Below are 11,976 nucleotides of genomic sequence, written 5' to 3' on the forward strand. Positions count from 1 at the left end.
AGTTTTGCCTCCAGCTTCCTTCAGATTCTACCTCACGGTAGACACCCTTGCTCTTGGCTAACGATTCCCATTGGCAGGCTCGTTCGGGATTTACACCCTATAGATATATGGTATGCGTAGCGCACAATAAAAAAGCCTCGCAAATAGCGAGGCTCAAAAAAAAATTAGCGTATTTCTTAAATATCAACTAGTTTAAGAACTTTTTCAAATTGTTCCTGTTTCGATATATTTGAATTATCAAACTCGATGGCATCCTTTGCCATTACCAATGGTGAATCCTCGCGATGTGTATCAATATAGTCTCTTTCCTGAACGTTTTTCAATACTTCATCGAATGTTACCTTATCACCCTTTTTCTGCAATTCTTTGAATCGTCTTTCAGCGCGAGTGGTAGGACTAGCAGTCATAAATATTTTCAAGTCGGCATCTGGAAAAACGACCGTGCCAATATCCCTGCCATCCATAACAATTCCTTTATTTTTGCCCATCTCTTGCTGCATTTCTACTAACTTTGAACGCACTTCCGAAATTTCAGCTACCTTACTAACAAAATTGGAAACCTCGATAGTTCGAATCTCTTTCTCAATATTAAGATCATTCAAATACATTTCTGCAAAACCTAAATCCGGATTGAATTTGAAAGACAATTTTACAGAAGGCAAACTCTTGATCAGTGATGCTGTATCAAAAAAATCTTGACCAATATACCCTTTCTGCATTGCAAAAAAAGCCACAGCACGGTACATTGCCCCAGTATCAACATAAACATATCCTAAGTGATTGGCCAATTCTTTAGCTAAAGTACTTTTTCCCGTTGATGAATATCCATCAATAGCAATGGTGATTTTCTTGTTCAAAATAATATTATTGAAAATTAATAGTCAAACCGAACAAACTTGTGTTTGCAGCTAAGGTATATCTAGAATAGGAATAATTCAATTTTAATCTATTAAATTTCAATCCAAAACCAACAGAAATCCCAGAGAAATTTCGAATATTTTCTACTTGCAATTCTTCAGCTCTTCTAAAATTATAACCCAATCTCAAATTTACGGCTTTTTTTGGAAATAACTCTACTCCAAAAATAGTATGTCTCAATACATTTCCAAGAAAAGAGGTTTCATTTTCAGTTGTCGTGCCATCGAGTGATGTTTGAGCTTGATTTGTATTGCTAAAAGAAACATTCCATTGCTGCAAATTTTCGAAAGTCAAGTGCCAACGAATAGGTACATTTTCTAATTCTTGGGAAACTCCCGCGATGATTTCCAGCGGTAATTTTTCATTAATACCATTATAGGTGGTAAACTGAGTTCCAATATTTCGGATAACCAAAGCCCAATTGACATCGTTCGCTTCATCGATGTAGATAGCGCCTAAATCCAAAGCTCCTCCCAAAGAACTATAACTTTCTAAGGAAGAAGAAATCAATTTCGCATTGGCTCCTAGATAAAGATTGGTATTTGGCACATTGTAGGCATACCCAAATGAAAGTGCCACTTCGCTGCCTGTAAATTCAGATGTGACCTGACCATTCTCATCATATCCATCAAATTTACCATAATTGACATAGTTGACACCCACCTGAAAAGTTTGCAAATGCCGATCATAAGTATAGGCATAAGAAGCGGTTCCGTAGCTCACTTCACCAAAATAGCTGCCGTAATTCAACGCCAAATGATTGTCCATATCAGCGTTTATAGTCGCAGGATTAAAATGAACTTGATTGACATCTTCGTCATAAATGGTAACTGTTTTTCCTCCTAATGCGGCTTGTCTTGGAGAAGTTACCAAGTTCAAAAACTGATAAGTGTACTTCCCTCCTATTTGACCGCTTGACACAGTACAAACAAAAAATAAAAAGAAAATTAAAAGTTTTTTTTGCATATTTCGAAATAGCTATTCTGTAATGTAAACGCAAATGCGAAGATAAAATTATAAAAGAATAAATTCCCTTTTTTCATTCGAAGTTTGGAAGTATTTCTCTTCAAATTAAAAATTCCATCCCGAAGTATCGGGATGGAATTAGACTATAGTAGTTCAAAAAGTTTATATCTTTTTTGCGTTCTTAACCTTCTGATCCGTAATGGCAATGGCCAAAACCTCACTCATTTCCTTTACATAATGAAAAGTCAATCCTTCAACATATTTTGGTTTGATTTCATCAATATCACTTTTGTTTTCGTGACATAAGATAATTTCTTTGATATTAGCTCTTTTGGCAGCCAAAATCTTTTCTTTAATTCCGCCTACAGGCAATACTTTTCCTCGTAAAGTTATTTCACCAGTCATCGCCAAACCTTTCTTCACTTTCTTTTGTGTCAATACCGAAACTAGAGAAGTTAGCATCGCAATTCCTGCACTTGGTCCATCTTTTGGGGTTGCTCCTTCTGGAACGTGGAGATGAATATTGTATTTGGATAATGTCTCTTGACTTAGCCCCAATAACTCGGTATTGGCCTTGATATACTCCAATGCTATGGTTGCCGATTCTTTCATCACATTTCCTAAATTTCCAGTAATGGTCATCGCTCCTTTACCAGGAGAAATCAAGGATTCTATGAATAAGATATCACCACCCACACTAGTCCAAGCTAGTCCAGTTACTACTCCTGCCACATCGTTACTTTCGTACTTATCTCTTTCCAATCTAGGAATACCAAGCACTTCAACTACATCTTCATTAGTCACTTTCTTGTTGTACTCCTCCTCCATTGCAATAGATTTGGCCGCATTTCGAATCACTTGCGCAATTTTTGCTTCCAAATTACGAACACCTGATTCCCTAGTATATCCCTCTACAATTTTTTCTAATTGTTTAGCTCCTATAGATAAATCTTTGGTAGTCAAACCGTGCTCTTTCAATTGTCGAGGGAACAAATGCTGACGAGCAATTTCTACCTTTTCTTCGATGGTATAGCCCGACATCTTGATAATTTCCATTCTATCTTTCAATGCAGGCTGAATAGCTGACATATTATTAGAGGTAGCAATGAACATAACTTTGGATAAATCGTAACCCATTTCGAGGAAATTATCATAGAAAGAATTGTTTTGCTCAGGGTCCAAAACCTCTAACAAAGCCGAAGACGGATCACCTTGATGGCTATTCGACAATTTATCTATTTCATCTAAAACAAAAACTGGATTGGATGTTCCTGCCTTTTTCAAACTTTGAATAATGCGTCCAGGCATTGCACCAATATAGGTTTTTCTGTGTCCACGAATCTCAGCTTCATCACGCAATCCACCTAACGATATTCTCACGTACTCTCTACCTAAAGCTTCTGCAACAGATTTTCCAATAGACGTTTTACCAACTCCCGGAGGTCCTGTCAAACAGATTATTGGTGACTTCATATCATTTCGCAATTTCAAAACTGCCAAATGTTCGATCATTCTTTTCTTCACATCTTCTAATCCAAAATGATCTCGGTCCAGGATTTTTTGAGCCCGTTTCAAATCGAAATTGTCTTTAGAATATTCGCTCCAAGGTAAGTCTAAAAACAATTCTAAATAATTTCTTTGAATACCAAAATCAGGCGCCTGTGGATTCATTCGACGCATTTTGGACAATTCTTTTTCGAAATGCTTTTGCGTTTTTTCGTCCCATTTTTTGGTTTTGGCCTTGGAACTCATTTCGTCCATTTCCTCTTCTTGCGAAACGCCCCCTAATTCTTCCTGAATGGTTTTCATTTGCTGATGAAGGAAATACTCACGTTGTTGCTGGTCTAAATCGAATCGAACTTTAGATTGAATATCATTTTTCAATTCGAGTTTCTGCAACTCGGTATTCATATAACGCAGCGTTTCAAGAGCCCGGTCTTTCAACGAATTTATCGCCAATAGGTTTTGTTTTTCCTCGACAGACAAACTCATATTCGAAGTCACAAAATTGATTAAGAACGATTGACTCTCAATGTTCTTGATGGCAAAGGTTGCTTCACTAGGAATGTTTGGATTTTCTTTGATAATTTGAATCGCTAATTCCCGAACCGAATCCAAAATCGCCAAAAATTCACTATCTTTTTTCGTTGGTCTTTTCTCAGGAACTTCTTTAATTTTTGCATTAAAATAAGGAGTTTCTTCAACAACAGATTTAATTTGAAAACGTTTTTTCCCTTGAAGAATAACAGTAACGTTACCATCTGGCATTTTTAGAACACGCAAAATACGTGCTACTGTTCCTATTTCGTGAATATCATTTTTTGTTGGATCTTCAACTTCTTCATTCTTTTGCGCTACAACACCAATAATTTTGCCGCCTGCATAAGCATCATTAATCAATTTTATCGATTTGTCTCTACCTGCCGTGATTGGAATTACAACACCAGGAAACAAAACCATATTTCTAAGAGGCAAAATAGCTAATGTACTCGGTAATTCCTCATTGTTCATTTCCTCTTCATCTTCGGGAGTCAATAAGGGTATTAATTCGGTTTCTGCATCAAATTCCTGAAGTGACAGATTGTCAAGAGTACGTATTTTGTGATTTGACATAATAAAATTTAAGTCTTTTTGTCATTAAATAAAAATTCTATTTAAAAACAAAGTTAGTATTAAATGATTATATTTTACTGAAAATGAATCAATAACAAAAATAATCGTTGTTTTATGACTATTACAAGACAATCTTTATGCCATTAAATAAAAACAAGAAGCTTTGAATTTTAAGGAACTCGCTCTTTTATTTGAAAATGGTGCAAATTAATTTACATTCTCTTTTCTTGGAACTCTAGTTAGTAGCAGCACACCTGTACTAAAAAACAATGCTAAAAATACAATTGCTAATCTTGGACTGCCTGTAACTTGATCAATAATTCCATAAATACACATTCCGATTACAATTCCAATTTTTTCGGAAACATCGTAAAAACTAAAGAAAGAGGCCGTGTCCTTGGTTTCAGGTAACAATTTAGAATAAGTAGAACGGGACAAAGACTGAATACCACCCATAACTAATCCGACCAAAGCAGCCATAGTATAAAAATGCAAAGGTAGAACAACAAAATAAGCTGCAATACATAGCAAAACCCAAAAAATATTAATAAAAATTAGCGTACCAATATTTCCAAATTTGGCTGATGCTCTCGAGGTTAAAAAAGCCCCTAAAACCGCCACCAATTGTATCAAAAGAATACAAATAATCAAGCCGGTAGTGCTTTCTTCTTCAGAGGACCAGCGAATTTCTTGCGCACCGAAATAAGTAGCAACAATCATAACAGTTTGAACCGCCATACTATACACAAAGAAACTACCTAAATACCTTTTTAAGGAAATATTTTCTCCCAACAAGGCCCATACTTTCTTCAATTCTTTGAACCCATTAAAAATAGTGTCTTTGGTTACTTTTTGTTTTTCACTATTATTCCCTTTTGGCAAATAATGATAGGTATATTGGCTAAAAAGGATCCACCAAACTCCCACCATGATAAAAGAAAATCGCATGGCTGTCATTGCCGCTTCTTCACTAGAACCTAAAATTCCAAAAAGATCTGGCTTCATTATCATTGCCAAGTTAACAATCAATAAAAATACACTTCCGATATAGCCTAAAGAATACCCCTTTGCACTAATTTTATCCTGTTGCTCGGGATAAGCAATATCGGGTAAATAGGAGTTATAAAATACTAAACTTCCCCAAAAACCAATTAATCCGAAAAAGTAAAAAAACAATCCTAAGTATATATTTTCAAGACTAAACCAATGCAAACCCATACAAGACAACGCTCCCATATAGCAGAAGAATTTCATAAAGGATTTTTTATTCCCAACATAATCTGCAATACCTGACAGTAAGGGCGAAATAAAGGCTACCAACAAAAAGGCGGCTGCTGCTACAAAACTAATTAAAGCCGAATTTTTCAAATTCAGTCCAAAAACTTCGATGTAATGACTTCTGCCAACAAACAATGATTCAAAAAATATAGGAAATACTGCCGAAGAAATCACTAACGGATATACTGAATTTGCCCAATCATAAAATGCCCACGCATTCAATAATTTCTTACTTCCTTTTTCTAATTCTTTCATTTTTTTTAAATTTTATTGTGTCAAATATAATCAAATACTTTTGCCAAAATAGCGTAATGAATTGTGGTTTAAAAAAAAAGCCAAGAATTTAATGCAAAATTCTTGGCGTTTTTTTAAAGTGCAAACTATTAATAAATACTGTTTATTGAATATTTAATTTACTGTTTTTACGACTAAAACTAAAGTAAATCAGCAGCCCAACAAGCAACCAAATCGTAAAATAAATCCAATTCCATACACTTAACTCTGCCATCATATACAAACAGCAAATCAATCCCAATAAAGGAATTAGAGACAAATTCTCTTTATAGGACCAAACTGTTAATCCGATCAAAGCTATAAAGAAAATCCACATAGGGATTTTGTGTTTAAATAAGTCAAAACCACTTTCATATTTGTCAGAATCGTGTACCGGCAAACCTTTGATTACAGCTGCATATTGTAGATCATCTTGTTCATACTTACTCAAAATAAGCTCTAAATCTGGTGTGTCCGTAGTACTGTTTTCAGCATCCAAACGAACTAAATATTCATACACTTTTGCAAAATGATCTTTATCTAAAGAAGTAATAATATCAGCAGAACTTCTAATTTGGGTTTCATTGGTCAAGAATTCCATCGTGGCTTTTTTGTTGTATCCAAAAGAATAAATAAGCCCTATAAGAATCAAAACAGGCATAATAAATTTTGAATTCACATAAGGGGTTTTAAATTTTCCCCGAGGAATATCGGGTTTATTTTGCAAAACCAAAACTCCAGCACAAACCAAAACAAAAGCAAATAGAGTTCCAATACTACACAAATCGGTAACCATTGTCAAATTCAAAAACAAAGCTGGAACCGCCACAACAAAACCAGTTACAATTGTTGCAAAAGAAGGTGTTTTAAATTTAGGATGTACTGTAGAAAACTTTTTAGGCAATAATCCATCGCGACTCATACTCATCCAAATTCTAGGTTGTCCCATTTGAAACACCAATAAAACACTTGCCATTGCCACAACAGCACTTACAGCAATAATGCCCGACATCCATTTCAAATCTAATTTATCGAAAACAAAAGCAAGAGGATCGCCTACATTCAACTCATTATAACTCACCATTCCGGTCAATACCAACGCAATTGCAATATACAAAAGAGTACAAATTATAATCGCCCACATCATTCCTTTAGGCAAATCGCGTTGTGGATCTTTGCATTCTTCAGCGGTAGTAGAAATAGCATCAAAACCAATATAGGCAAAGAAAACTGCTGAAACTCCTTTCAAAACGCCTGAAACTCCATTGGGCGCAAACGGATGCCAATTGGCAGTATCCACATAAAAAACACCCACAGCAATTACCAATAAGACAATACATAATTTAATAATTACCATCAAATTGCTGGCATTTCGAGATTCTTTCATTCCACGATATACCAAAGCTGTAATCAATACAATAATCAATAATGCAGGTAAATCGGCAACAAAGTGAAAAGAACCTATTACAGGCGAAGTCAAATAAGCAGTGTAAGCATCCTGTAAACCTGAGCTTAAATTTTCGAATGACTTCCCTCCTTGCATCAAGGCTGTGGCATCTTTAAATCCATTTGAAGCTGTCAAATAATCCATTTGGACCCACTGGGGCAAATGAATCCCTCCACTTTCGAGCAAGCCTGTAAAATAATCACTCCAAGAAATCGCCACTGTAATATTACCGATGGCATACTCCATAATTAATGCCCAACCTATTATCCAAGCCACAATTTCACCAAAAGCTACATACGAATACGTATAAGCACTACCTGAAACGGGAACCATTGAAGCAAATTCAGCGTATGCAAAAGCGGCAAAACTGCAGGCAATCGCTGTAAATAGGAATAAAAAAATTACTGCGGGACCACCATCAGCACTTGCTTTTCCGATGGTACTAAAAATCCCAGCTCCAACAATAGCGGCAATTCCAAACGCTGTCAAATCACGAGCTGTAAGATGCTTACCAAGTGCATTGTGCCCATCAAACTCATTTTTTTCTACTTGTTTTAAAATATCTTGAACCGTTTTTTTCCTGAATAATTTAGAGAGAGCCATATTTTAATTTTAATTGTCAATTCGTAATTTATAGAGATAATTTTCTTTTTTAAACGAAATAAAAATAAATTCATTTAAAAAATCAAATATATAAAACTATTTTAATTTTTTGCTTTTTGATAAAAAAAATAATATTTAATTGCTTTTCAGCAATAAATGGTAAAAGTGTAAACCATATAGATTTCGAAAATAATTAACAAAACAGAGTTGAAAAACGTGTTTTTGTAACAAATTACCAAAATTAAATTCTTTTTATAATTCGAAATTAAACTAAATAATCTATTTTTGAATCTTATTAAAACAAAAATATTTTATGAATACAAAAAAGTATATTTCTGCACTAGTATTAGCCTTTTTATTCTCTTCTTTTACTACAAATTCACAAACTAAACTACTACACCCAAAAAATGAATTTAGAGCCGTTTGGATCGCCACAGTCGTCAATATCGATTGGCCCAAAAAAGGTAGTGACTCTGTAGAAAAGCAAAAAGAAGATTATATAGAAATTTTAGAAACCTATAAAAAACTGAATTATAACGCAGTAATTGTTCAAATAAGAAGCGTAGGCGATGCTTTTTATCCTTCAAAACTAGCGCCTTGGTCTCGTTACATTACAGGTAAAGAAGGACAAGCTCCACAGCCGTATTATGACCCGCTTACTTGGATGATTGAGCAAGCTCATCTTAGAGGTTTTGAATTTCACGCTTGGCTCAACCCATACAGAGCAACTTTCGATACAAAAACAGATATTTTAAGCCCAGACCACGATTTTTTCAAACACCGAGATTGGATGATTAAATATGGTGAAACTGGTAAAGAAAAATATTATTACAATCCAGGTTTGCCTGAAGTAAAAAGCCATTTGATCACTGTTGTCGAAGAAGTCGTGAAAAATTATGACATCGACGCCATCCACTTTGACGATTACTTTTATCCCTATAGAGTAAGCGGAAAGCAATTTAATGATTCTGCCTCGTTTAAAAAATATGGCTACAAACAAACCCTCGATGATTGGAGACGGGATAATGTAAACTCGTTCGTTAAAAGTGTTTATTTTTCTATAAAAAGTATCAAACCTTGGGTTCAATTTGGTATTAGTCCTTTTGGAGTTTGGAGAAATAAATCAGTTGACCCAAAGGGCTCCGATACACAAGCAGGTCAAACAAATTATGACGACTTATTTGCCGACCCAATTGCCTGGATGGATGGCAAATACATCGATTATATGCTGCCTCAATTGTATTGGAGTATCGAGCACAATACCGCTTCTTATTCGAAATTATTGAAATGGTGGTCAGAAAATTGCACTAACACCAATGTGTATATTGGTAACGGTAGTTATAAAATCAATAACGATTCCGATAAAAAATGGAACAATCCATCAGAAATTCCAAATCAGATTGACTTGACAAGAACTTATCCTAATATTCAAGGAAACGCTTTTTTTAGCGCCAAGTCTTTTGTAAACACCAATAAAGCAGTTGTCGATTTACTGGTAGAAAATCAATATAAATATCCTGCAATTCCCCTTCCAGTTCCTAGCGCAAAAAAAACAGGAACAGAGCGACCTTTGGTACATACATTTACTAAAGATGGAGGTTCATATGAATTTACATTCAAAAAAACCCAGTCAGACCAAATCAGATACATGATTGTCTATAGTGCAGAGCACAACATAATAGACATCAATGACCCCAGTCAAATTGTGGAAAAAATAGCTATCGATGCTAAATCTGATGGTTTAAAATGGAGCATCCTAAAAGAAAAGCTTCATAATTCTAAAAAAATAGCCTTCACATTTATCGATTTTTACGGAAACGAAAGTGTCTCAGAGATTATCAATTTACAGACCGAAATAAAAGCCAACTAAAATGAACGAGCCCCAAAACAAAAATCCTTGGTATTGGATACCAACCTTGAATTTTGCATCAGGATTTCCTTATGTAATTATCATTTCAGTTTCAGTACTGATGTATAAAAACCTAGGAATCAACAACGAAGATATCGGATTATATACGAGCTTATTGTATTTGCCTTGGGTTGTAAAACCACTATGGAGCCCATTTATAGATTTGCATGGCACCAAACGAAACTGGTTTTTGAGCATGCAATTGTTTATATCAGTTGCCTTCTTGATTGTCGGTTTTATTATTCCTACTAGTCATTTCTTTATGCTGAGCTTGGCTATTTTTTGGGTTGCTGCTTTTGCTTCAGCATCCAATGATGTGGCTAGCGACGGTTTTTATATGTTGGCTTTACGAAAAGAACAACAATCCTTCTTTTTAGGTATTCGAAGCACTTTTTACAGAGCTTCAATGCTTACCGGAAACGGATTGATTATTTTGTTAGCTGGCTATTTAGAGCATCAATATAGCGACAATCAAAAAGCGTGGTCTTATACGATGATTTTAGTTGGATTGATAATGACTGTTTTGACCATTTACAATTATTTTACTACTCCTAAAACAGAATTACCGATCGTAAATGGACAAACGGAAGAGAAAAATTTCGCTACTGTTTTTGCTAGTTTCTTTAAAAAGAAACAAATTGGTTTAGTGCTAACTTTCATCCTTTTATTCAGACTTGGAGAATCGCAATTACTTAAAATGCTAACTCCTTTTTTGGTAGACAAAACCGAAGTTGGTGGCTTAGGATTAGCCACTGAGGATGTAGGGATTATTTATGGAACCTTTGGTTTGATTGCGCTTACTATTGGTGGAATCCTAGGAGGAATTGCTATTTCTAAGCACGGGTTAGGAAAATGGATGTTACCAATGATCTTGACAATGCATTTGCCTATTCTTGGCTTTATATTGTTAGCTTATTTCCATCCTGCTTCGATATATTATGTTTACGCAGTCGTTATTTTAGAACAATTCGGATACGGATTTGGTTTTGCCGCCTTTATGATGTATTTAATTTATGTTGCCGATGGGGAGTCAAAAACGTCTCATTATTCTATAGCCACGGGCTTTATGGCTTTAGGAATGATGCTGCCAGGAATGTTGAGTGGTTACATTCAACAATATTTGGGTTATGGAAATTTCTTTATTTGGGTGTTCTTAGCCACAATTCCTGGGGTGATTTTGTCTCAGTTACTAATATACCCTAAAGAGTTTGGAAAGAAAGAAGAAGAGAAAAAATAGCACAAAATAATTAGAATTCGATATAGAAAATAACAATTTTAAACCAATTTTAAAATTGACAATTAAAAATAATGCACTAATTTTAAACTTACAAAAATAGTACGCAAATAGCGTTTTTATTCTTGGAAAAACCCCAGTAAAACATGGAATAAAAAGTTTTTTTTCTATGTGCATAATATTAGCATAAATTTCATAAACAATGACATTAGAACAAAAAATTGGCCAATTCTTCTTTCCAGCCGTTTTCATCAACGACACCGAAGAAAACTTCCTTGAAATAGAGGGTTTAGTAAAAGAACATAATATTGGTGGGCTTACTTTTTTCCATAGTAGAGCCAGTGCGGCTACTAATTACGAAGGCAAGAAGAAAGTTGAATTCAACGAAGATAGTTTCGAAAAACTAAAAGCACTTGTTGTTCGTTTCCAAAAATGCGCTACGACTCCACTTTTGATGAGTATTGATGCCGAATGGGGTTTAGCGATGCGAATCGAAAACACGCCTCAATATCCTTACGCCATTTCTCTCGGTGCTTTGCCAGAACGATATGAGTATCTCGCTTATGAAGTCGGAAAGCGCACGGGATTAGATTTGAAAGCTGCTGGAATTCATTACAATTTAGCCCCTTTGGCAGATGTAAATAACAACCCAAATAATCCTGTAATTGGCTATCGTTCCTTTGGTCAAAACAAAGAAAAAGTATCCAATTGCGCTACAGAATATTTAAGAGGCTT

8 protein-coding genes are annotated in these 11,976 nt (G+C 35.0%); 3 read left to right on the plus strand and 5 right to left on the minus strand.

The genetic code is table 11. From position 1 onward, the window contains the following. Nucleotides 1-176: 176 nt before the first annotated feature. The 5 genes from cmk to ACIQ1E_RS11860 form a co-directional block, all read right to left on the minus strand. Entirely contained in the window at nucleotides 177-857 is a 681-nt protein-coding gene (gene cmk, locus ACIQ1E_RS11840; RefSeq protein ID WP_396171513.1) for a (d)CMP kinase, read from the minus strand. 7 nt (nucleotides 858-864) lie between these two features. Then, nucleotides 865-1,884 (minus strand): type IX secretion system protein PorQ, encoded by a 1,020-nt coding sequence (gene porQ / locus ACIQ1E_RS11845; RefSeq protein ID WP_396171514.1) that lies wholly within the window; start codon nucleotides 1,882-1,884, stop codon nucleotides 865-867. A gap of 162 nt (nucleotides 1,885-2,046) precedes the next feature. Beyond that, complete coding sequence (lon, locus tag ACIQ1E_RS11850; protein ID WP_396171515.1) at nucleotides 2,047-4,497, minus strand: endopeptidase La; 2,451 nt, start codon at nucleotides 4,495-4,497, stop codon at nucleotides 2,047-2,049. Nucleotides 4,498-4,704: 207 nt separating this feature from the next. After that, nucleotides 4,705-6,030 carry an MFS transporter gene (locus tag ACIQ1E_RS11855; RefSeq protein ID WP_396171516.1) on the minus strand — a complete coding sequence of 442 codons (1,326 nt, stop codon included), beginning with the start codon at nucleotides 6,028-6,030 and terminating at the stop codon, nucleotides 4,705-4,707. 142 nt (nucleotides 6,031-6,172) lie between these two features. Continuing rightward, nucleotides 6,173-8,098, minus strand: a complete 1,926-nt coding sequence (locus ACIQ1E_RS11860) for an amino acid permease (protein WP_396171517.1) — start codon at nucleotides 8,096-8,098, stop codon at nucleotides 6,173-6,175. Nucleotides 8,099-8,411: 313 nt separating this feature from the next. On the opposite strand from ACIQ1E_RS11860, the gene ACIQ1E_RS11865 reads away from it, so the two are divergent. The 3 genes from ACIQ1E_RS11865 to ACIQ1E_RS11875 all read left to right on the plus strand — a co-directional run. After that, nucleotides 8,412-9,968, plus strand: a complete 1,557-nt coding sequence (locus tag ACIQ1E_RS11865) for a glycoside hydrolase family 10 protein (protein WP_396171518.1) — start codon at nucleotides 8,412-8,414, stop codon at nucleotides 9,966-9,968. A gap of 1 nt (nucleotide 9,969) precedes the next feature. Then, on the plus strand, nucleotides 9,970-11,244 hold the full coding sequence (locus tag ACIQ1E_RS11870; protein WP_396171519.1) for an MFS transporter: 1,275 nt from the start codon (nucleotides 9,970-9,972) through the stop codon (nucleotides 11,242-11,244). Nucleotides 11,245-11,443: 199 nt separating this feature from the next. Beyond that, the coding region (locus ACIQ1E_RS11875) for a glycoside hydrolase family 3 N-terminal domain-containing protein (protein WP_396171520.1) at nucleotides 11,444-11,976 on the plus strand (533 nt) is incomplete at its 3' end.

This window comes from Flavobacterium sp., assembly GCF_044348915.1.
Taxonomy (GTDB): Bacteria; Bacteroidota; Bacteroidia; order Flavobacteriales; family Flavobacteriaceae; genus Flavobacterium.

What these genes read in the sequence shown, in the direction of transcription:
- porQ (WP_396171514.1), bottom strand. Translation starts at nt 1,884, where the DNA reads ATGCAAAAAAAACTTTTAATTTTCTTTTTATTTTTTGTTTGTACTGTG.
- lon (WP_396171515.1), bottom strand. Translation starts at nt 4,497, where the DNA reads ATGTCAAATCACAAAATACGTACTCTTGACAATCTGTCACTTCAGGAA.
- ACIQ1E_RS11855 (WP_396171516.1), bottom strand. Translation starts at nt 6,030, where the DNA reads ATGAAAGAATTAGAAAAAGGAAGTAAGAAATTATTGAATGCGTGGGCA.
- ACIQ1E_RS11860 (WP_396171517.1), bottom strand. Translation starts at nt 8,098, where the DNA reads ATGGCTCTCTCTAAATTATTCAGGAAAAAAACGGTTCAAGATATTTTA.
- ACIQ1E_RS11865 (WP_396171518.1), top strand. Translation starts at nt 8,412, where the DNA reads ATGAATACAAAAAAGTATATTTCTGCACTAGTATTAGCCTTTTTATTC.
- ACIQ1E_RS11870 (WP_396171519.1), top strand. Translation starts at nt 9,970, where the DNA reads ATGAACGAGCCCCAAAACAAAAATCCTTGGTATTGGATACCAACCTTG.